The sequence below is a fragment of the Methanosarcina acetivorans C2A genome (assembly GCF_000007345.1).
Taxonomy (GTDB): domain Archaea; phylum Halobacteriota; class Methanosarcinia; order Methanosarcinales; family Methanosarcinaceae; genus Methanosarcina; species Methanosarcina acetivorans.
Genome location: NC_003552.1, coordinates 5,457,536 through 5,480,457 on the forward strand (window position 1 = coordinate 5,457,536; position 22,922 = coordinate 5,480,457).

At 45.6% G+C, this 22,922-nt stretch carries 18 protein-coding genes and 1 pseudogene; 6 read left to right on the plus strand and 13 right to left on the minus strand.

Annotated features, from left to right (window positions below; genetic code table 11):
* The first annotated feature begins 13 nt into the window (after positions 1-13).
* The gene (locus MA_RS23105; protein ID WP_011024300.1) at positions 14-1,171 is read left to right on the plus strand and encodes an NAD(P)/FAD-dependent oxidoreductase; all 1,158 of its coding nucleotides are present in this window, start codon (positions 14-16) and stop codon (positions 1,169-1,171) included.
* Positions 1,172-1,357: 186 nt separating this feature from the next.
* A complete protein-coding gene (locus MA_RS23110) occupies positions 1,358-2,497 on the plus strand; it encodes a radical SAM protein (protein WP_011024301.1) in 1,140 nt (379 codons plus the stop codon).
* A 129-nt stretch (positions 2,498-2,626) separates the two neighbouring features.
* Here the strand turns inward: MA_RS23110 and MA_RS24850 are convergent, their stop codons facing one another.
* The 8 genes and pseudogenes from MA_RS24850 to serB form a co-directional block, all read right to left on the minus strand.
* Complete coding sequence (locus tag MA_RS24850) at positions 2,627-3,124, minus strand: hypothetical protein (RefSeq protein WP_052279218.1); 498 nt, start codon at positions 3,122-3,124, stop codon at positions 2,627-2,629.
* Between the two features lie 30 nt (positions 3,125-3,154).
* Positions 3,155-6,817, minus strand: a pseudogene (locus MA_RS23115) (cobaltochelatase subunit CobN).
* A 1,029-nt stretch (positions 6,818-7,846) separates the two neighbouring features.
* A complete protein-coding gene (locus MA_RS23120; protein WP_052279221.1) occupies positions 7,847-12,463 on the minus strand; it encodes a cobaltochelatase subunit CobN in 4,617 nt (1,538 codons plus the stop codon).
* 207 nt (positions 12,464-12,670) lie between these two features.
* Entirely contained in the window at positions 12,671-13,042 is a 372-nt protein-coding gene (locus MA_RS23125; protein WP_011024303.1) for a DUF2149 domain-containing protein, read from the minus strand.
* Positions 12,963-13,784: a MotA/TolQ/ExbB proton channel family protein gene (locus MA_RS23130; RefSeq protein WP_011024304.1), complete on the minus strand. Its 822-nt coding sequence runs from the start codon at positions 13,782-13,784 to the stop codon at positions 12,963-12,965. Before MA_RS23130 ends, MA_RS23125 begins: the two co-directional genes overlap by 80 nt.
* Positions 13,781-14,458 (minus strand): DUF2162 domain-containing protein, encoded by a 678-nt coding sequence (locus MA_RS23135; RefSeq protein WP_011024305.1) that lies wholly within the window; start codon positions 14,456-14,458, stop codon positions 13,781-13,783. The genes MA_RS23130 and MA_RS23135 overlap by 4 nt, the downstream gene beginning before the upstream one ends.
* Positions 14,459-15,127: 669 nt before the next feature.
* Complete coding sequence (locus MA_RS23140) at positions 15,128-15,985, minus strand: coiled-coil protein (RefSeq protein WP_011024306.1); 858 nt, start codon at positions 15,983-15,985, stop codon at positions 15,128-15,130.
* 40 nt (positions 15,986-16,025) lie between these two features.
* Entirely contained in the window at positions 16,026-16,721 is a 696-nt protein-coding gene (serB, locus tag MA_RS23145; protein WP_011024307.1) for a phosphoserine phosphatase SerB, read from the minus strand.
* Positions 16,722-17,133: 412 nt separating this feature from the next.
* Here serB and MA_RS23150 point away from each other — a divergent pair, with 412 nt between their 5' ends.
* Entirely contained in the window at positions 17,134-17,964 is an 831-nt protein-coding gene (locus tag MA_RS23150; protein WP_048065986.1) for a F420-dependent methylenetetrahydromethanopterin dehydrogenase, read from the plus strand.
* On the opposite strand, the gene MA_RS27765 is transcribed toward MA_RS23150, so the two are convergent.
* The 3 genes from MA_RS27765 to MA_RS23160 all read right to left on the minus strand — a co-directional run bounded on the left by MA_RS27765 (position 17,939) and on the right by MA_RS23160 (position 19,346).
* On the minus strand, positions 17,939-18,106 hold the full coding sequence (locus tag MA_RS27765) for a hypothetical protein (RefSeq protein ID WP_157860399.1): 168 nt from the start codon (positions 18,104-18,106) through the stop codon (positions 17,939-17,941). The two genes, MA_RS23150 and MA_RS27765, sit on opposite strands and share 26 nt — an antisense overlap.
* Before the next feature lie 72 nt (positions 18,107-18,178).
* Positions 18,179-18,619, minus strand: coding sequence for a DUF2111 domain-containing protein (locus tag MA_RS23155; protein ID WP_011024309.1), 441 nt, complete (start codon positions 18,617-18,619; stop codon positions 18,179-18,181).
* Positions 18,620-18,683: 64 nt separating this feature from the next.
* Positions 18,684-19,346 (minus strand): DUF166 domain-containing protein, encoded by a 663-nt coding sequence (locus MA_RS23160; RefSeq protein WP_011024310.1) that lies wholly within the window; start codon positions 19,344-19,346, stop codon positions 18,684-18,686.
* A 161-nt stretch (positions 19,347-19,507) separates the two neighbouring features.
* Between MA_RS23160 and tmk the strand changes: the two genes are divergently transcribed.
* Positions 19,508-20,128, plus strand: coding sequence for a dTMP kinase (tmk, locus tag MA_RS23165; protein WP_011024311.1), 621 nt, complete (start codon positions 19,508-19,510; stop codon positions 20,126-20,128).
* A gap of 109 nt (positions 20,129-20,237) precedes the next feature.
* On the opposite strand, the gene MA_RS23170 is transcribed toward tmk, so the two are convergent.
* Positions 20,238-20,510: a hypothetical protein gene (locus MA_RS23170; RefSeq protein ID WP_011024312.1), complete on the minus strand. Its 273-nt coding sequence runs from the start codon at positions 20,508-20,510 to the stop codon at positions 20,238-20,240.
* A gap of 137 nt (positions 20,511-20,647) precedes the next feature.
* Positions 20,648-21,385: a HisA/HisF-related TIM barrel protein gene (locus MA_RS23175; protein WP_011024313.1), complete on the minus strand. Its 738-nt coding sequence runs from the start codon at positions 21,383-21,385 to the stop codon at positions 20,648-20,650.
* 112 nt (positions 21,386-21,497) lie between these two features.
* On the opposite strand from MA_RS23175, the gene MA_RS23180 reads away from it, so the two are divergent.
* Both MA_RS23180 and MA_RS23185 read left to right on the plus strand, forming a co-directional pair.
* Positions 21,498-22,202, plus strand: a complete 705-nt coding sequence (locus tag MA_RS23180) for a (5-formylfuran-3-yl)methyl phosphate synthase (RefSeq protein WP_011024314.1) — start codon at positions 21,498-21,500, stop codon at positions 22,200-22,202.
* A gap of 118 nt (positions 22,203-22,320) precedes the next feature.
* Entirely contained in the window at positions 22,321-22,890 is a 570-nt protein-coding gene (locus tag MA_RS23185; RefSeq protein WP_011024315.1) for a metal-dependent hydrolase, read from the plus strand.
* Positions 22,891-22,922: the final 32 nt, after the last annotated feature.

Here is a 22,922-nt window from a genome sequence, read left to right on the forward strand (position 1 = left end):
GGATCGGAAAAAAATGGATGCGGAAATTATTGTAATCGGGGCGTCCCCTGCGGGGCTCATGGCTGCCAGAAACGCCTGTGAAAAGGGTACAGATGTCCTTTTACTGGAAAAAAAGGATGAGATAGGATACCCTCCCCACCCTGCAAACTCTTTTTTTAAGGGGATGCTTGACAGGTGCGGAGAAAAGGCAGACCCGTCTTATGTTGTACACTACCTCAAAGGAATGAAGATCATCTCTCCGGTAGGACGCGAGGTAATAGTAGAGACTCCAGGCTATTCTATTGACAAAGCAAAGTTTGACCGGTTTTATGCTGAAAAAGTAATGAAAACCGGAGTTGACATCAGGACAGGGGTAGAGGCAAAGGATATCTGGAGAGAAGGAGGGGAATTTGCTGTCAGCACTTCGGCGGGGAGATTCAGATCGAAACTTGTAATCATATCCGACGGCGTAAATTCGAAAATGGCTTCTCTTCTGGGTCTGAAGACGATGAAGCACCCCGAGGATATCGCCTGGGGAACCGAACTGGATATCAGGGCACCCGGCCTGGGCAAGCCTGAGTTTTTTGAGTATTATGTGGGAAACCATGCCCCCGGCTGGAAGACCACCTACGCACCCAGAGGAGGCGATAATGCCGCAATCGGAGCATATGTGCGCAGGTGCGGGATGGACGCAACTCCATACCTGAATGCCTGGGTAGAGCGCTTCAAAAAGCTTAAAGGGCTCGAGGAACTTGAGGTTGTAAGAAAACTTTCAGGGGGAGACCCTATCGTAACCATCCCGGGAGAATACATAACGGACGGGATAATGGTAGTCGGAGGAGCGGCAGGCCAGTCCGGGATAGGCTATGCGATGAGGGCAGGCCAGATCTGCGGGGATGTGGCGGCAGATGCTGTAAAAAAGGGAGACATCTCAAAAAGTGCCCTTTCGGAATATCAGAGAACCTGGGAAAAAGAGTTTAAGGTCGAACATTACATCGGACGTATGGGGCTTGAGACCCTGAGGAAGATGACGGACAGGGAAATCGATGAGATGACAAAGGTATTTGAAAAAGAAGACCTCTCCTTCATCCACGGCAGTGCATTTGAACAGGCTCTGCAGGTTTTTACATTCATGCTAAGGAAGAAGCCCACAGCCATGCTGAACTACAGAACGTTTCTGAGGAATAAGTAAACCGGGAACCAAACCAGGGCAAGCTGGGAATGATAGAACTGGAATAAAATGGAAAAAAATAAAGCGGGAAACGAAGCGGAAATGACAAAAAGGGAAAATAGAACTGAAATAAGGCAAAATCCGAACTAATAGATCAGAAACTACAGAAAGGAAAAATACCGCCAGAAAACCAGATGCAGGGAAAGTATGCAGTACGAGTTTTATAAAAATCCCCTTTTCAGGGTTTATGCTGAAATCGAAGATGGATGCCTGAAGATGAAAACCGGAGGAGTAGCCTCACCTCTCATGAAAAAATTCCTTACTACAAATATCTCGATTTTTGACGGCGAAAAGCCTGCAAATGTAGAAGCTGACCGCCTTATCTATTCTACCTGGATGCCTCCAATTCCGAGTCAGGGCTTTGACCGGCTTGTAAGGAGCCAGATGTCATCAATGTTCGGGAAAAATATGCCTGACCAGGTAACAATCTCGATTACCGAGGACTGCCCCAACAACTGCATCCACTGTGCCCTCCCCGACACAAAGAATAGAGCGAAGCTTGCACCCGAAACAGTTAAAGCTGTAATCGATCAGGTTCTTGAGATGGGTACAACCTTTGTGATTTTTGATGGAGGGGAACCCCTGACCTATCCGGGTCTGGAAGCCCTGATAAGCTACGTTGATCCTGATAAAGCCATCACTGGGATGTTCACCTCAGGAGTCGGGATGACAGAAGAACGCGCAAGGAGCCTGAAAGCCGCGGGACTGTATTCCCTTACGGTCAGTTTTGACAGCGCGTATGAGGAAAAGCACGATTATGTGAGGGGCAGGAAAGGGGTTTTCAAAAGCGCGGTTGAAGCAGTCAGAAACGGACTTACGGCTGGGCTGCTAGTAAACATATACGTAGTGCTTTCAAGGGATAATGTCAACGAGCTTGATGAACTCTACGCCCTTGCAACGAAGCTTGGAGTCCACGAACTCTCCTTCTATGAGATAGTGCCGACAGGCAGGTGGATAGACCATGCTTCCGAGATCATGACCCCAAAAGATCTCAGGAAATTTGACAATTTTGTGTCCGGCGCAAGGGAAAAAGAAGGACCCAGAATTTTTCCGATTCCCCAGATTATGAGGACTACAGGCTGTATGGCAGGCAGAAAGTGGCTGCACATCACGCCCGAAGGAAATATTCTCCCCTGCGCCTGCGTCCCTATTCCCTACGGAAATGTCCACAGGGACAGGATAAGGGAAGTCTGGAAAAAGATAAGGGAAGACCCCGCATACAATGCAAAATGCTGCCTTATGAGAAACCCTGAGTTCAGAGAAAAATACCTGAAGCTTCTGGAGTAAAAAAGAAGAAGAAGAGAAGAGGGAAAAAGAAGATGAGAAAAAACCTTCTCCCGCTTCCAACTTTTTTAAGCCGTTCTCCTTCCTTCACAATCAAAAGTTTTCAGTTCTTATTTTCAAGTGCTCTGATATTCAATTCTTCTTTCTTCTATATCCCACAAAAACCGCTCCCATAAAGAGTAATAAAAAAAGCATTCCGACCAGGTCTGAAGCTGAAAAAGGCATGCTATCCGACTCAACATCGTCTTTGATTTTTTCTTTTGTCAGCTCATAGCCTTCAATATATTCGTTCTTTACATCCGCTTCACCCGTTGGGGATCGAGCAGGGTCTGTCCCCACTCCGGAATCGATTTCAAGGGTACTGTTTGCATTTTCCGAATAGTACTCCTCTTTGGAGACTACTTCGGCTTTTGCCCCGGTGCTGGAGCTGTGTTTACTGCCTTCGGGACTGTCAGTGTCCAAAGTCTCACCCCGGGCTTCGGCCATCAGCCGTTCATAGTCCTCCATAACATCGGTATCCACTACATTGGCATTCGGAGCAGAAACAACTCCCGTTATGTAGTCGTCAAGCAGGGGGTTTCCGCAGGTATGGTGGCAACAGGTAACCCCACTTTCCACCACGGATTCCACATATTCCCGCGTCAGGGCGTCGATGGTCTCCTAGTCTGCATCCCAGTAACCCTTGCGAATGGCTTCAAGCATACGGGCTTCCATGGACTGCCTTGCCCAGGGATTGTTCGCGTCGAAGAACTCTTCCATCCCCAGGTCATATTTATCCTGGATGTAGACATCATACATTTCAGTCCACGTTTCATCTGTGATCAGGTCCGGAGTCGTAACTTCCCACCCCCACAGGTTCTCAAGTCCAGAACTCAGGATGGAAGCCCCGTAATACTCGTGTTCCATCATGCCTTTTATCCATTCTGGATTCAGGTTTCTGGTACGTATCTCCCTGACCAGGAACTGGCTAAGGGTTTCCACGACTGCGTTATTCGGGTCCCGAAGGTTACTCAGGTATATCTCGGGCGTTTGCCCGGATACGGTCCTGACAGCCAGCGCCAGCCCGCCGAGATCTGAGAAGTAGCCATCCCCATACAGGACACCATAGTTGTTCGAGCTGATACTGTGTGTGACTACCTCAACCCCGTTGAGGTTCTGCCTGAAGATATCCTGCAGCTGTTCTCCCCACAGATTTTCTCCATAGGCATACCCCCACCCGTCGATGAAATAGTTCCCGATCACACTGTCATCTTCCCAGCTGCCGCTTGCACCGATAGGTACTGATATCGATGGACCATACGAACCCTCAGATGCGGAGAATATCCTTATCAGTGAGTACTCCGATGCAGCCGATTCATTATACCCGTTCTTGACCAGCCATTCATAGGTTGCCATAGAACTCTGGTTGACATAATTCGGATAGAGGCCTGTATCATTCGCTTTAGCTGCCAGCTTGACGGCTTTGTCAAGGAGAGTTAGTTACTCCGGGAAAGTGTCCCTGTATACTCCGGACGGCACGATAACAACGTCTATCCTGGGCCTGCCGAGTTCTGCTTCAGGTATCAGTTCAACATTTGTAGGCCTGCCCCATGCATCCCACACAGGTTTTACTCCCATGAGATACATTATCTCTGACTCCATAACTCCCTGATGTTTCATGGTCTCAGTAGCCCAGAGAAACACTGCTACCTTCTGAGGGTAAGTTCCGTTCTCCGCAAGGCACTGCTCAAGCAGCTGGTCCGCCATCTCGACCCCGACACTCCATGCCGCTCTGGTAGGTATCTCCCTGGAATCAAATGAGTAGAGGTTCCTTCCTGTAGGAATGACATCAGGTGTCCTTACAGGGTCCCCGCCCAACCCTGGTGGAATGAACTCGCCTTCAAGTCCCGCAAGCAATCTTGGGACCTCGACAGTGGACGCCTTCAGATCATCCGAATATGCCAGGGAAATATTCAGGAACTCTGTCATGTTGTCCGAAATAACACCCAGGGTCATGCTTTGTGCATCTTCCGGTGAAGTCCCATTGATGATCACTTCGGATATCAAAAGCCTCGTATCGTTTTCTGAGATGCCGCTGTCTTCAGCATATTGCCTGAAATCAGTTCCAAGCATTGAGATTACCATGGACACCAGACCATCCCCCTCCGGCGGCTCGCCCAGAGTATGCAGGCCATAGGGCATGTATTCATTCTTCAGTGTGTAAAGGTAGTTACTCAATTCGTCTTTAAATAGCTCGAATTCCGTGGTATTGGCAGCTACACCAGTCAGATTCGCGTTCAGGTCGTAATCGAGGTTAAGTTCTTCACATTGTCTGATGATACTCTCCCTATATTGCTGCTTCACCAGTTCCTCGCCGACAAGGTCGTACATCAGCAGTTCATTGTCCAGAACAGAGAGGTTCCCGTAAAGGCCGGCAGCAACCAGAGGAGGAGTCAGATAGTCAATGATTACGGCATTGCTTCTTCTCTTTGCCTGTGTGGCACCGGCAGTCCCATCAACAGTGTAAAGGTACAGGTGAGGCATGTCCTGGATAAGGATAGCCGGCCAGCAACTCGTTACATCCAGCCCGGTCTGTTTTCCCGGGAGATATTCAAAGCTTCCATAGGTTCCAAAGTGTACGATGACATCTGCTTCATACTGTTTGTTAAGCCAGAGATAGAAGGCTATGTATTGATGGTGAGGCACCACCGCCTCGTCATAGAACATCACGGAGTCGTTCTGTCCCTTGCCTCTCATTGGCTGCGGGGCAAGTAATATGTTTCCAAACCTTATGTTAGGAATCACGATGTACTTTCCAGTCACGTTCTCATAGACCATGATCTCTCCGGGAGGATTTCCCCACCTTTCAATGACTTCATTCCTTTTATCTTCGGGAAGTTCATTGAACCATTCCAGGTAGACAGTTTCAGGAATAAGAGTCACGTTCCCGTTCTCTACCATCGCATTAAGTTCGCCTGGAGCCCATGTTCCGATGTTTTTGCCCTGGGACTGCATCAGGTTTACTAATTCCTCAACATCAGGCAGGTGATCTCCGGTGTCATATCCTTCTTCCTTCAGGGCTTCCAGGACATTAATCAGACTCACATGTGTGTCAAGCCCGCCTTCGTCCATCACACCAACTTCATCCTTTCCTGAAGCATGGTGGTAGTAGATCAATGCGACCTTCTTGCTGGTATTGCCCCCGTGCCTCAGATTTATCCATGAGAGCGTCCTGTCTACCAGCCATTCCACCTGCTCATCGATGGGGGCCTTGTGATAGACTTCCGTGAGAGGGTCCTTTACTTCACCTGACACGACAATCGGTTCTATTGCCCCGTCAAGTTCCGTCAGTGCAAGTCTGGTTCCAAGGAGGGAAATGGGAATACCTTCATTGCTTTCCTTCCATTGTTCCGGAGTGGTCTGATATAAACCTGTGACAGCTGTTATGAGAGGCACATCCAGGGCTTCCAGATATTCAACCCCTTTTTCAACTGGTTCGGTGGAGTAGGACTTTATCCTGTAACTCTTAGTGTTGATTATGGCATCTATGGATAGATTTGGAGTATTGTCGGAAGTATTTATGACCAGGGCAAGCGAATCGCCCAGCTGGCCGTATTCCGCAACACAATTGATATCGCTGGCTTCAAATTCCCTTATAAGGCTATCCGTTATCTCAGGTGTATTCTTCACATAAAAGTCGGTATGGAACAGAATTGCCACAGTGGGCCTATCGGGGTCGTACACATAATGATCACCGTCTGTGTCCCCGTACCACTTCAGATATTCCGTGACGTTTTCGAATGGTTTGCTTGAGTCAGGGTGATATATACCTACCTTTGGGATCACTATTGGCTCGCTGACCGTTCCATTCATACCAAAGAAATTCACCATCAGGTAAGTCAGGAGACGCTTGTGATTTTCAAGTCCGCTGTTGTCGAAATACTGTATTATGTACGGATGTTCGGTATGGTTGACATTGCCAAGAACCAGCCCCTCTTCTGTCAGTGGTGACAATACCACTACAGTTGCATTGTTACTGTTCTTTGCATCGTTAACCGCCTGTTCTACAGAAGGGATCAGGCTGTCCTGATACAGATCCAGCAATATCAGATCCTGTGTACTGAGGTCAAGGCTGTCTGGGATTTTAGTCGTCAGGTATGTAGTATATTTGATGTGGGGATAATCCTTGATAGCCTCCATTGACAGCTGCTGCTGGGTACTTCCGGAAAAAATAGCTGTGACGTTCAGGGTGACGTTCTCATTCGCATCTGCCAATCCTGTAGGTGTGCAAAGCATGATGACCAGCGCACTTAATATCAAGAAACTGATTTTTTTATGCTCCATGTTATCTCTCCTTGTCTCTCCGGTAATATGCAGTATCCCTTCTCACAGCCTGGTAGCGGGTGGCATGATCCTTGACCTCACATTTACATAAATTTTAAAAACTGTGATTCTGGTTTCACGGATACTTTCAGAGTCCGTTCCGTCGGTCACACCTACTTTTTCTCAGTTTTATCCTCCTCTACGGTTCGGAACAGGGCCTGTTCTTTTTTGTTTCTCTTCCCTGCAACCGATGGGGGGCAGAAAAAACCTCTCCAGCATGAAAATGTAGTCAATGTCCGACATCTCTTCTCAGTACTACCTGCTGCGAACCTGCACTACTCAATTGTTTATGCCTTACCTATCCCCGGCAAGAACCTGCCCATAAGCATGCAGCAAAAGTAGGGCTGCCAGGAGACCTGGCAGGGCAGAGAAACGAAAAGGAACAACTGAATAACTGCCCTGTTATTGCAAGAATTTCCCGTTTCCCAGCACTGAAAAGGCCGTATATGACTCCGGTTTTAAAACCAAAGATGAGAACTGTGATTAAGATAACGATAACAGTTAGTATGGAAATGATCGCAAGTAATCGTAAATAAATAACAATTATTATGATATTTATAGATAAGTATCTTAATTCATAAGAAAACAGTGATTAATACAATTAAAATCGGAGTTTGAAAAAAATAAATATATTCTTAGAATGAAAATGAGAAAAAAGTAGGGGAAAAGCGGACAGCAATAAAAGAAAGGAAAAACTACAGGAATATCGGAAATAAGCCAATTGCAGAAAACGGAGTTAGAAGCTAAAACTGAAGAGAGAAGCAGAAGGGAGAAGTAGAAACCGAAGTATGGAAAAAAATAGAGTTTGATCCTACATATAACGCAAAATGTTGCCTTATGAGAAAAACCCTAGTTCAGAGAAAAATACTTGAAACTTTAGGATTGAAATAAGAAACTTTAGGATTGAAAAAATTAAGAAAACGGAAAGAAACCAAAGTCCAAAATGAAAAAATGAAGACAGGGAAGAATTCTCCCTTCTCCTGAACTATGTTAATTCTTCTTTCTTCCATATCCAACAAAGACTGCTCCCATTAAGAGCAGTAAGAGAAGCATTCCAACCAGGTCTGAAGCTGAAAAAGGCATGCTATCCGACTCAACATCGTCTTTGATTTTTTCTTTTGTCATCTCATAGCCTTCAATGTACTCGTTCTTTGCATCCGTTTTATCCTTTGGGGACCGGGTAAGGTCTGTCCCTACCCCGGAACCGGTTTCAAGGGTACTGTTTGCATTTTCCGAATAGTACTCCTCTTTGGAGACTACTTCGGCTTTTGCCCCGGTGCTGGAGCTGTGTTTACTGCCTTCGGGACTGTCGGTGTCCAAAGTCTCGCCCCGGGCTTCGGCCATCAGCCGTTCATAATCCTCCATAACATCGGTATCCACTACATTGGCATTCGGAGCAGAAATAACTCCCCGAATGTAGTCGTCAAGTAGAGGGTTTCCGCAGGTATGATGACAACAGGTGACTCCATTTTCTACAACGGATTCCACATATTCTTTTACAAGCTGTTGAGTAATTTCATCCGAAGCTTCCCAGTATCCCTTTCTCACGTTTTCAAGCATCCTGGCAGTTATGGACTGGTATGTATAGGCATTTTCGTTTTTAAGGAAATCCGACACACCGATTCCGTATTTGTCATTAATGTATATATCGTACAGATTTTCCCAGTCCCTATCCGTAACAAGATCCGGGGTCACCACATCCCAGGCCCACATATACTCAGTAAGTTTTCCAAATTCTCGAGCTCCTCCGTATTCATGATCCATCATGCCTTCTATCCACATGGGATTCAGATACCTTGAACGCAGCTCGGTTCTGAAAACCTCTTTCAGGCTTGCAATTTCGGGATTTTCGGTATCCTGAAGGTTTGCCACGTAAAGTTCAGGATTTTCTCCCTTCACTGAGCGGACCGCAAGAGTAAGCCCACCAAAGTACTGGTAAAAGTCATCATTGTCCATGAGCCCGTAAAGGTTGGAACTATCGCTGTGCAGGGCAGCATCAACATCCATCAGGTTCAGTCTGAACGTATCCTCACTGTTTTCACCCCAGACGTCGCTGCCGTATATACTTGAGAGCCTTGAGATATAGAGTTCTGCAAGTTTCGACTCATTATCCCAGGTTCCGCTAGCAGGTATGGCCAGAGTCAGACCTGTCCCGTAATCCCCGGGGGCTTCACTGAATATCCTGGACCTTGAAAGTTCAAATGCGCTGCTGTTATCATATCCGGTATCTATCAGGGCGTCATACATCACAAGGGAGTTATGTCGGACATAATTTGTCTGGTTTGTCTCGTTAAGCTCCGAAACCATCAGGACTGCCCTGTCGATCATTTCGATCTGGTATGAAAAGGTGTCCCTGTAAAGGCCGGACGCGGTGATAAGCACGTCAATCCTCGGATGGGTCAGGTTTTCTGCAGGAATGACCTGAATATCAGTGATTCTGCCACTGCTATCTCTTACCGGTTTGACCCCCAGCAAAGCATATATCTGAGCTTCCATAAGCCCTTCATGCCTCATGGTTTCCGTGCTCCAGAGTACGAAACCTACCTTTTTGGGGTATAAGTTGTTATGAGATGCCTGATAATTTTTAAGTAACTGATCCGCAAGCATCCCCCCGAGAATCTCTGTTTCTTCGCTGGGGATCATTCTCTGGTCAAAACTGTAAAAGTTCCTTCCCGTAGGCAAAGCTTCGGGATTTCTGATAGGGTCATTGCCAGGTCCGGCTTCTATATATCCCGCATCAAGAGCCCTTAAGGTCTGGTCTATCTCTCTGGTTGAAAGAGCCAGCAGGGCAGAGTAATTTTCTGCAGTTTCGAGGTCCTCTGTAAGCTTCGGGTCTGTAGTATTCAGGACCAGAAGCTGGGCCCCCGAATAGTCCATGCCTTCCAGAAGAACTGCATTTAAAAGGTCTGTTGCATAAGCATCTGCTACTTCTTCCCGGGCTTCAGAGTCCGGGACTTCATATGAAATTACATCTGCAATGTGGTCTATGAATTCGCTTCCGAGAAGGGACTTGATCATGGAAACAAGTTCTTCGTTTTCAGGTGCTTCTCCAAAGACATGCAGACCGTAGGGGATCAGGGTTGACTTGAGTTCATGAAGGTAATTGTGAACATCCGTATCAACAAAATTTTCGAACTCGGTTTCCGTCATGTTTTCCATCTGACTGCAGGTGATATTCAGGTCATCCTCAAGCCCCAGGGACCCGTAAAGTTCTATTGTCGTGTTGCGGTACATGACTTTTAAGGACTGGTTATCGGCTTCCATGTAAGAATGGATCTTCTCATGAAGGGTGCTAAGCTCGTCATAAAGCCCGGAAGTGACGATTGGGGGCGTGAGGTGATCTATGATTACAGCATTTCCCCTGCGTTTTGCCTGGGTGCCTTCCCCAACGTCATCCATTATATAGGGATAGATTACAGGCGTGTCGTCGACCATGATGCAGGGATAGTCATATCTTGAAAGCCCTACTTGCTTTCCCGGCAGCCACTCCTGGGTGCTGTGCGTTCCGAAATGGATGAAGGCATCTGCATCAAAGACCTTATTAACCCAGAAGTATGCTGCAAGGTACTGATGGGTTGGAGGCATTGTCTTATTGTGATAGATTTTGGATTCATCAGAAAGTCCGCCTCTTGTTGGTTGGGGCATGAATACAATGTTTCCGAAATTAACTGCGGGAATAACGAAACAATCCTCGTACACCATAATATCTCCGGGAGGCTCTCCCCATGTGTTTTCAACGTCTTTTCTCACCTCTTCCGGCAGGGTGTTATACCATACGAGGTAGTCTTCAACAGGGACAAGAGTAACATTTACGGAATTAACCATCTTTTCAAGTTCTCCGGGAGTCCAGCTGCCAATGTTTCTGCTATCTATGAAGAGTTTTATGAACTCACTACCATTCGGAATTGAACCGTTTCCAAGATCATACCCCTCACTTTTCATCTGTTCAAGGAGGAGGGTGAAACTGGGCGCGATATCAAGGTAGCTTGCGCCGATATTATTTTTCCCGCCTTCGTGATTGTAGTAGATTACAACGACCTTCTTGTCCTGGTTACGGGTTCTGCCAAGTTCTGCCCACTCTATTGCCCTGTTCCCGAGCCAGTCTACCTGGAGGAGGTGGGGCGCGTAGTAATACCTCTCGGTTTCAGGTTCCTGAACTCTTCCTCCAATCCAGATCCCCTCAATGCAGCCGTCAAGTTCCGGCATGTTAACCTGGGAAGGTACACTGTTGGGGTTCATTCCAAAAGAACTGTTGTTATATTCGGAAGGAGAACTGTAATAATCGGCTATTGCCTTGATAACAGGCACATTATATTTTTCAAGATATTCGACCCCGATCTCAGGCTGATAATAATTGAGGCGGAACATTTTTAAGTTGATAATAACGTCGACCAGCACTGTACCGTTTTTAGTGAAATAGTCCACGTCCTGGCTGCAGACTTCAGAGGTTGTATCAATAACATTGCAGCCTTTGGATTCCAGGTCCCTTATTATTGCATCATCACACAGATAATCGATTTCATCAGTTCTCAGCGCGCCTGTAGAAACGATGCCTATTGTTGGGGCTGACGGGTCATATCCATGCCCTGTATACCATTCAAGGTACTCGTCGCTGTTTTCAAATATATATGGAAAAGCGTCAGGGTGGTAGATTCCCTGTTTCGGGATAGAGGGAGGATTTGGGTCCTGATAATCAATATAGGTGTCGAAAAGGGTTTTCCCTGTATACCTCACCAGGTTTTCCATGTTTTCCATGCCGCCGTTTTTGAGGTACTCCTCCATAAAATCGATATTTTTGATGTCATTTGTAATTCCACCCTGCGAGCTCATGCCTATGAATCCTATGAGGGTGCCCGTATTCTGTGCGGAGAGCAGTTCCGGTCCAAACTCTGAGAGCTGGTAATTACTCACAATATAGAGGATTACGGCTTCCTGATCCGAAAAATCAGGGTCCTGAAGATTTACGGCATCTTTCCCTGTCATCGCAGTTATATTGAAACAGTCTGCAATAACAGGTCTTTCAGATTTGATTTTGTTGAGGCAATACACATTAGGGTCATTGTTGAATATTAAAGTAATGTCGACTTTTGGCTTTATTACCTGTACATCCCCAATTTCGGATTCGCGGAATTTCCCGCAGAACTTCTGCCCCATAAATATCAGGAGGTTTTCCATATTATCACTGCCTCCCTGAATCCAGTATCTTTCGATATCTCTGAACTCTTCATCCCTCAGGTCAAGTTTTGCAAGGGAAAAGGAAGGGGAGAGATTATACCCGATTACCGTACTTCCGTTTGACGCAGAGGCATTGATTTCATCTTCTAAATTTTTAAGCTGGATTTCACTCCAGGAATCAATAAAAATGACTTCGTAGTCTGAAAAATTGGTTTCCGGAGGTATACTGTCACCGGAACCAAGGATTTGCAGGTTAAGTTCGGATGCTATAGAGACATCCAGGCTCACGTTTTGCAAAGCATCTTCGTTCATGTCTTCTCCAAGCAAAAACAGCATATTACTTTTGTTTTCCGAAGCTGAAACCGGCACCACAAAAAATGCAAGAACTATTAATAGAGTTAAAAATGCAAAACTTTTCTTTTGGAACAACATATTCGAAATCTCCTCTTTTCAAACACGAATTTTTTAAACTGAAGATTCAACAACCTGAATTCTTAAACTTGAAATTTAGAAATTACAGGTAAATTGAAGAAAAAAGGAATCACCAATCCCGGAAATAAAATTCAATATCAATCGCAATGATCATAAAATATAGACATCTAGAGCTGAAATTTGTCATATCAGTTGAAATATAATCCATTAAGTATCCGTTTCATTCCCTTCGGAGTCTTCCGGGACATAAATCACCCTGCCATCAGCCAACCTGTAGGCCGTTCCGAGGGCTTCCCCGGTGCCTCCTCCAATATTGTCGGTCATATTCAGGACTTCTATGGGCTGCCCTTCTTCCTTGATGATTATCTTCATGTCCTCAGCTCCGGGATTTTTTACAATTGTAATGTCCTCATTCGAGCTCAGGAGTTCGGGGAGATGGTAGGACATTACGAGCGCCACGAGCAGGGCCACGGAAAAGACCATTGCCACATCGAAAAGGTTAGCAACTCCCGTCAACGGGTTCAGATCTTCCGGGTCCTCCCGGAGCCCGGTCCGCCGGTAACGTCTGCTTTTTCTCATTTGTTTCCTCCATCATTTCCGCCTTCATTTCATCCTTCATTTTCTCATCTGCAACCCTGAACAGAACCTGTTCATTTATCTGCCAATTTCCGTTTCCTGTCGAGTTTCCAGAAACCACCTTAAAATTCTCCTCCAGAACATTCAGAATGTAGTCGATATCGGACAGATCCTCCCAGTACCAGCGCCTCCGGACCTGAGTCAGGACATAGCCTACACTTCCTGCGAAAAGCCCGACAACGGTAGTGGCAAAAGCGATCATCAGGTTGTTTGCAAGGGTGGCAATATCTCCCTGGGAAAGCCCGATCAGAGCAGGACCCAGCGGGATCAGAGTGCCCATAAGTCCGAGCATGGGAGAAATAGTCGCCAGGATTTTTGTTTTCTCAAGCTGCTTTGACATTCCGATCTCATATTCAGCTGCAAGCTTTTCGATCGCAGAAAAATACCTCTGTTCAATGAAGGGGGCTGCATCCCTTGAAAAGGAAGTGACCATAAAGTTCTGCCGGATTTCCCGGAGAGCTTTTGCAGCTTCAGGAAACTCCAGGTTCTTCACGGTTTTTCCAAGTTCTTTGCAGTCATCTTCCAGCTTCCGTATGTCCCTGTGCCTTTTTGCATACTCGGACAAAAACTCCCCTATAAGGATAAGGGAAGCCAGGACCGACAGCATGAGGACTATTACCACGGGATAAAGCAGGGCAGCCGAAAAGGTATACATTATCCCGAAAAGCGGACCTTCCAGGCTCATTGCTTATGCCTCACCTGTTCCAGCAGGAACCCACCCATGATAACTATAGCGCAGAGCGTAAGGGGAATGAAACCCGTGTTTCCTCCCGAAAGGGGCACAAGGTTCAGCTGTTTAGTTTTAATGTATGCCGGGATGAGCATCGCTGCAAGCAGATAGTAGATCCCGAGGAGAAGCATTGCGCTCCCCAGGGTATCAGGAGATTTCCCGAGCTTCTTGAACCCGAAGGAAGACAGCAGAACCGAGGCAAAAAAGGCAGTCCCTACAAGCAGTCCGACCTTTACTCCGCTGATGTCAAGGCTTGCTGCAAGGAGCATGCAACAGAATGCAAGGGCTGCAAGGCAGACAGGGCAGGGTAAAGAAATGAAAAGGAAGGTCCGCTTTGACACATCCTTTCCACTAGACCACTTTTTTTGGGTATATATCCCGGCTCCCACAAGGAACAGGGAAAGCAACACATGGATCCCAAGCCCCAGGTTTGAGATTTTTGCATAATTTTCCATGCTTACGTTTCCCACAACTCCCCCCACAAATAAGGAGAGCACGAGATAACTACCTGCTATTGCAAGAATTTCCCGTTTCCCGACATTGGAGAAGCCGCATCCAACTCCTGTTTTCAATCCAAAGATGAAAATTGCGATTAAGATACCTGTAACAGTTAGTGTGACCTGAGTCATAAATAATCAAAAATAAGTAACAATTGTTAGGGTATTAGTAATTAGCTATTTTAATTCATCACAAGAAAAATAAAGTTAATCTAATTATATATGAATTTTAAGTTTATAGATAGAATTAATGACATGAAAACAAGATAAATAATATAATAATAGGACCAATAGTACGACCCACTTTCCGCAGTAAATTTTCGCATATTCACATTTTTTTCTGCTATCGATTTTCAATAAAAAGTGATTTATTGGACTTTTATGCAGGAGGTAAAGCAGCTATATGGTGTATCATAGAGACAAAAAAACGATATCATTCAATTTTCACCAAGTTCCATTAAAAGTCCAAATTAATTTGATTTGTTTCAAAAATGCTATCAGGGAAAATATTGATTTTTGAAAAAATACTGCGGAATGTGGGGTACGAGAAAAAAGCCAGTAATAGAAAAAGAGATTAGAAAATGAAATGAGAAAATGAAATGAGAAAATGAAATGAGAAAATAAAATGAGAAAATGAAATGAGAAAATGAAATGAGAAAATGAAATCGAAAGCAAAAACAGGAACTGAAGTTAGAAAAACTCCCGGCTAAATCTATTAATTGGAAGGTAAAAAAGAGATGCAGGCTGGATAACCTGCTTCGGAAATTAAAAATCCAGCGAACAAATCTATTCTATGACTGATTAGACTAAACCGGAACGCTGAAGAGTCATCAGGTCTTCGGTAGTGAGCTTTGCTCCGCCCTTGAACTTCTCGAAAATGGACTTGGCATCCTTCTGGAGTTCGGACTTGACGACACGAGACTTTCCGTCCTTGTCTTTCTTCTTAAGCTTGAAAATTTCTTTATCGAGATCCCTGATTTCCTTCTGGGAGTTAATGAAAATCTTGTGCTGTTCGTCAGCTGCTTCCTGGGCTTTTACAAATTCGCGGTGTGCGATGTCCGACTCTGCCCTGGTTCTGTCAGCTTCCTTGAAGGCGGTAATCATCTTCTCGTGGTATTCCTGGGCCTGCCTGGCATACTCGGCAAGTTCGTTGTGGAACTCCGAAGCTTCGTCCCTGATCTTCTGGGCTTCGTCCAAGATGTTTTTCAGTTCGAGGTTACTCTCAAGCTGGACTTTTTTAACATGGTACTGTTTCTGAAGCTGGGTGATCTTACCAACGAGTTCTCTTTCCTTGCTGGTGCTCAGGACTTCGGTCTGCTGGGTGAATTCAAGACGGTCGATGTCTTTCCTCAGGGCTTTGATTGAGGGGCCACCAAGGTTATTCTGCTTTCTGATGGAATCTGCCTTTGCAAAGAGTTCATTTGCTCTGGCATTGGTCTCATCGCGCTTGTTCTTGTATTCACTAACCTTCTCGTTGATCTCGTCCCTGAGAACTTTCAGTTCCTGGGCTTCGTTGATAAGGTCTTTCGTCTTCTTGTTAAGGTCGTTGCGCTTAGCGGCAAGAGCACTGGCCTCAGCGTTCAAAGTGTTCCTTTTTTCCTTGGCTTCTTCAGAAATGTCCTTCAGATCTGATCTTTTTTTCTGCAATTCCTTTAGCATCTCTTATTGTGCCTCCCGGTCCAGCAAAAAAGCTGGCATTTTAGTAGTGTTCGATGTCGACATGCTGTGCCTGATTACAACATTGATAAGAAAGAGATTCAAGAACAGGGATCACTGCTCTAAGGTCTTTTATTGTTATGACTACATCCGCATATTCCCTAAGGATGGGTTTTGGATTGAAAGCTATGGCAAACCCTGCTATCTCAAAGATACAGGCGTCATTTGCGCCGTCCCCGACAACCACACACTGATCGGGCCTGATATTGTAGAGCCAGGCCAATTCCTCGAACACCTTTGCTTTGGAGTCACTCTGTGTGACAGGACCGACAACTTCGCCCGTGAGGCAGCCGTCTTCCATAAGCAGTTCGTTAGAAACAACGAAATCAATACCAAGCGTTTTACCTATCCTCTCGGCAGCAATGGTAAATCCACCGGAAATCATCGCAGTCTTATACCCTAGTTGTTTAACGTACAGAACAAGTTCAGCTGCTCCCGGCATAAGATTGATCTGATCTACGGCATCCAGGGCAGTTTCAAGGGAAAGCCCCTTAAGAAGTCGGGCCCTTTCTGCAAGCGCTTGCTCGAAATCGAGATCTCCATACATCGCTCTCTTCGTAATCTCCTCTACCTTGCTAATAACACCTGCGGCCCTGGCGAGCTCATCGATGGTCTCAGCGTCTATAAGGGTACTATCCATATCAAAAACAATAAGTTTGTTTTCAGTAGAATTATGCATAGGACAGTTCACGCAATCAAAACCTGGACCTGAATATCTATAGACATAGCGGGACAATTTCCCGAAAAAGGGCATGCCACCCGAAGCACCGTTTTCAGCGGTACCTCCGCAGCCTGATATATATGCGCCCTAACATTAAAAGCCCACCAACGGATAAGTTCTTCAAATTATAATGCGGGTTTCGCGAAACAAAACCACAAAACAACAGCATTGATGTCAACGTTTTTGAGTGAAATAAATCACATCCCTTTTAAGCTTTTCGGAGGACCAGCAAAAGATACCGAATAATGATTATAAATAGGGCAGAAATATATAAAATAAGGGTGATATGAAAGAGAGATTGCCAAAAGGATTATAAACCCTTTAGGAATTCCAGTATTGAAGAAAAAGGTCAACACAGGTTTTGAGAAAAATGGTCAACATAGGTTTTATAAAAATGGGCAACCTGGGAATGAGCCAGGTTATCAATCTGATCCAGGATGAAATTGCAGCGCGCGAGGGAATCACCGTAAGAGTATTCGGCACTGGGGCCAAAATGGGTCCTGCCGATGCCGCGGACACTGAAAGCTTCAAGCAGTGGAATGCTGACTTCGTGGTAATGATCAGTCCGAACGCAGCAGCTCCAGGTCCTACCGCAGCCCGTGAAATCTGGAAGGACGTACCCTGCATCGTAGTTTCAGACGGTCCTACCAAAAAGGAAGCTCGTGAGGCTTTAGAGCAGGAAGGTTTCGGATACATCATCCTTCCGGTAGACCCCCTCATCGGAGCAAAGAGAGAATTCCTCGACCCCGTAGAGATGGCGTCTTTTAACTCCGATGCTATGAAAGTGCTCTCCTCCTGCGGTGTTGTAAGACTTATCCAGGAAGAGCTCGACAGAGTAACAGAACAGGTAGCATCCGGAAAGTCAGGAGAAGACCTTGAACTTCCGCACATCTTCGCAAAACCAGAGAAATGCGTTGAACATGCAGGTTTTGCAAACCCTTATGCAAAGGCAAAAGCTCTTGCTGCCCTTCACATGGCTGAGAAAGTCGCACAGGTTAACTTCCCTGCCTGCTTCATGTTAAAGGAAGTCGAACAGGTCTGTCTCACAGCCGCAGCCGGGCATGAGATAATGGGAGCTGCCGCAATACTTGCAACTCAAGCAAGGGAGATCGAAAAGTCCAACGACACAGTCTTCAGACAGCCCCATGCAAAGAACGGAACCCTGCTGAAAAAAGTCAAATTATATGAAAAGCCAGAGTAAATACCGGAAAACTCTTCCCGGTTTTAAAATCAATGCCCTGGATTTTATCAAAGATTGGAGAAAATGGAAAAATGTCCCTCTCAAACCTTGAAAAAGATGTGGGGGGCAAAATCCTCCAATAAAAAGCAATTCTTTTTTTCATTTTCTTTATAGAATGCAATTCTTTTTTCTTTTTCTTTTTCTTTATAGAATGTTTTTGTAATCTTCTTCAGATTCACTTTTTTGCATGTTCTACTTCTTCCAGCACGGAAGTATATTCCTGAAAGACGGAGGGAAGATCAATTGTAGCCAGAAGGTCCACAATCCCCAGAGCCGCAATAACTTTCCCGTCCTTTGAACGGATGGGAGCAACTACCACATGTTTTCCACGGTACATGCCTTCTGCGGGAACTTCATGGGCAACTTCGTTGGTCTTTAACACCTCTTCGAGTACAGGGCCTGTATAGTCCCTGTCAAGGACTTTTCCCTTTTCCAGGCGAAGCCCCTTTCGTTTGAGGCTTCTGATAGTGGTAGGGAGTCCCGTCAGCGAATGTACTGCAACTGCTATTGGCTCAAGGTCTTCAGGCCCTGAATCTTCTGATATAGATAGGGAAATAATGTTTTCACCCCCAAAAAGTACTTGGCAACCGGTACAGGCAAAAAACAGGAATATCAGAAATTAAAAATTTGAACCCATTTTTCTGCCATATTTAGAATATATTTTTCCAAAGAATATATAATCACTCCTCATTCTCAAGCGCTTTTATAAACGCCTGCTTATGCAATTCTCCTGACTCGTGAATCCCTCCCATGTCGCCCCTGGAAGCCCGGCAGGGGTAGTGCTGGATCAGCAACCCGGCTTTCGGAGGGGCATCTTTTACCGGTACTCCAACAATCTCCTTTGCCATATACCACGTACTCCCGCAGGGGGCACCTTTTATGACATCAACTTTAGCTATTTTCCCGTTCTCGGTCTTAACTTTCAAAACCGGTGACCCGAAAATCTCAGCAAAAGGACGGTTGGCAGAGTTGGGTTCGAGAGTACAGCAAATTTCATCCACCTCTATGTCCATTCCTGAAGCTTCGGAAATCTTTTTTAGTTCGGTAACCGAGGCTCTTGAAGGTCCCCCGGGTATGATCAATGAGCGCACTCCGGCTTCCGCGGCAAGTTTTGCAATTGCCGAAGTCAGGTCAGGGTGCAGGGAATAGGTAACCACAATTTCGGCTGAAAAGACACTCAGGTCGAAATTCATACTATCCAGAAACTCATCAGGTTCCTCGATGAAGACGGGCACTAACTCAGGTAGGTCGGCACTTACAACTAAAAAATCGCTGTGTTCCTTTATAGTATCAATAAGGCGGTGCCCGTACTTGCCCCGTGTTATAACTCCTATTACGGTCATTACTTTAAGCTATTTTTAATGTTTACATAAATAGATGCTCATTTTGATCTCTACCCCTACATCTGCCCTGACTTATCAAGCAGAGCTTTCTATAGAATATAAATACAGATAATGCGTTTGAATGAAAAACTGTAAAGAAAAAAATAAAAAAGGCGGTCCTTATGCGAGGCAAATTGATCACACTTGAGGGTATTGACGGTTCAGGCAAAAGTACGGTTGCAAAAAAACTTCAGGAAAACTCTGAACTTCGGGTCTTTGAGCCGGTCTTTACCAGAGAGCCGACACGAGGTACCCTAACCGGAAATGCTGTCGAAAATGCCATTCAGTCGGATACTGACCAGCTTGCCGAACTCTTCCTTTTTACAGCCGACCATGCCGAACACTTGGCAAAGCTTGTAAAGCCTGCCCTTGAAGACGGGAAAACCGTAATTTCGGACCGTTATTCCGACAGCCGCTATGCATATCAGGGAATAACCCTTAAAAACCGCCTCGATAACCCACTTGAATGGGTAAGGGACCTTCACAGAGGCTGGACCGTGATTCCGGACCTTACTTTTCTCTTTGACATCGAACCTGAGATCGCAGTTAAACGCTGCGGGAAACGGGGAGAACAAACTAAATTCGAAAAGATAGAATTCTTACGGGGGGTCCGAGAGCTTTTCCTCGGGCTTGCCGCAGAAGAGCCGGAACGTTTTGTAATAGTCGACGCTTCCGGTTCCCCTGAGGATGTGGAAAAAGCAGTCGTCCAAAAAATTCTCGACTTTGTCCAGAGGATTGAATAAGACACTGTCGGCACGTGAAAACTAAATAACCTTAGACATGAAAATTAAATAACCTTAGATTTAAATATCGAACTAAGATCTAAAATAAAAAAAGAAAGTAAAAGTCCGATTAGAGCCCATTATCATCCGCAAACTTGATCAGAGTTTCCCCGAGCATCCGGACATGCGATGGGTTGAGATTAAAACGGGATCTTTTCACGCCCCCTCGTTCCTTTGCGAGTTCTACGTATTCCTTTTCGAAACGGTCGCTGTGCGCCAGAGAGATGGTCATATACCAGCCACCTCCCATCTTGATCTCCACATATCCGTCTCCACCGCTTTCTCCGGTGTTCTCTTCTACTGGCTCTTCGATGCTTTCCTCAGGTACCTTTCTTTTCGCCATACTGTAACCTCGTAAACTCTTTACTTTTATGCTGAAATATGGTGATCTGAATATAAATCTACGAATTGGATTATAAAGATACTTAATGCTTTATATACCAGGGCATAAGGCAGGAACAAATCCTTCCCGGAAATTCATCAATCATCCCGTTTTATCTGTTCAAGCCCCAGGTTCATGACTTCCAGAGGAACCTCACCTGAGTGGATTGCAGTTGCTACCAGAGCGCCCTTTATACCTAGCCTGTCAAGAGTGAAAAGGTCTTCCATACCCCTGACCCCCCCTGCAAGCAGTACATCGTGTATGGAAGTCTCAGCCAGTTTGTGCAGAAATTCCGGATCAAAACCTGAAGCTGTACCGACCCTGTCGAGGTCAAGGAATATCAGGTCTTTTAAGGGAAGCTCGTTAAGAAGCTTTACAATTTCAAAGGGGTCTTCCGGGATTTCAGGGTCCTGTTTCAGAAGCTTTCCATACTTGACATCGATACTGACACTGATACGTCCCGGGCATCTGGCAACTGCATCCCTGATTACTGAAAGCTTGCCGGTTTCGGTCCCGAGAACAGCAGTTCCTGCAATGGAAAGGGCTCTGTCCACATCCCCCAGACAGGAAACCCCAAAGTCAAGCATCGTATCCGCTTTTAAACTTACTTCCCGGATAACTTCCGCATTAATATCGAGAGGGCCTTTACCCTGCAGGGCATTGAGATCGGCAATGTAGACTTCTCTTGGACGTAAAGCCTCCACGATTTCCAGGGGAGCTGAGGTTCTGCACACAGCACTTGAATCCGAAACAGGGCGATAATTCTCCCTTACCCCGCCTTTTGCAAGAACCACGTTACGGTTAAATATATCCATTACAAAGACTACTCGGAACATACTTATTCGATAGTTACATCATCCTATAAAAAAATATAAAATAAGATTTATTGTATAAAAGAATCAGCATACATTAAAAAAAATTTAACTTTGTGTTAACTAGAGGCTTTCTATGAAACTGCTTGTAAGTCCAATCAACAGGGAGGAGGCGATTATCGCTTCTTTAGGCGGCGCGGACATTGTAGATGTCAAAAACCCAAAAGAAGGTTCCCTCGGAGCCAATTTCCCCTGGGTAATCAGAGATGTTAAAGAGGTTGTAAACGGCAGGCAGCCGATAAGCGCAACAATAGGGGACTTCAACTACAAACCCGGAACTGCCTCCCTTGCAGCCCTTGGGGCAGCAGTCGCAGGAGCAGACTACATAAAAGTAGGGCTTTATGATATCCAGACTGAAGCACAAGCCCTTGAACTGCTTACGAAGATCACACTAGCTGTAAAAGACTATGACCCCTCAAAAAAGGTTGTTGCCTCAGGATATTCGGACTACAAACGCATAAACTCGATTTCTCCTCTCTTACTTCCCGCAGTTGCCGCAGAGGCCGGAGTAGATGTGGTCATGGTAGATACAGGCATCAAGGACGGAAAATCTACCTTCGAATTTATGGATGAACAGGAACTGAAGGAATTTACTGACCTTGCTCATGAGCACGGGCTTGAAAATGCAATTGCCGGTTCCCTGAAATTTGAAGACCTCCCGGTACTCGAAAGGATAGGTCCCGACATAATTGGAGTCCGGGGAATGGTTTGTGGCGGAGATCGAAGAACTGCAATCAGGCAGGAACTTGTAGAAAAGCTCGTGGCTGAATGCCAGATCTAAGAAGTCCGTACCCAGTCGAGTATAAAATGGTGGGAACCAATGGTGGGAACCCGGGCTGGCATGTTTTTCAGGCAGGCCGGCCAAAAAATAAATATACACCACCAACTTTTTTAGTCTGATGTTTATCTTCGGGCATATAGGCATTACCCTGGGGATTTTCTATTCCTTGAACAGGTTATTGCCAAAAAAGAATATTCCGGTAGACTTTAAGTGGATCGCTTTTGGAGCTCTCCTGCCGGACTTTATCGACAAACCCCTTGGCAGGATAATCCTTGCTGAAACTATAGGAAGCGGGCGAATCTTTGCCCATACCCTCCTCTTTGCAATCCTGCTGGGGATGCTTGCAGCTTATGCCTTCTACCAGAAAGGCTGGACGGTACCCCTCATTGTTGCAGGAGCTTCATTCTGTCACCTGCTTGAAGACCAGATCTGGAACTCCCCTGAAGTCCTTTTCTGGCCGTTTCTGGGCTGGAAGTTTCCAAAAGATACGTTCTCCGGAGGTTTTACCGAATACTTCATGAAAATTTTGAATAATTCATACAATCCGGCTTCCACAGACGTATTTATCCCGGAAATAGTAGGGTTAAGCATTATACTCCTCTTTGCGGCAAGTCGGATCAGGTCAAAAATAGAAGCAAAAAATATCAGCTCTCAAACAATGAAAGAAAAAGCAAAGGAACAGGACTAAAAAAGTAGTATCTGAAATCGGTTGAGATACAT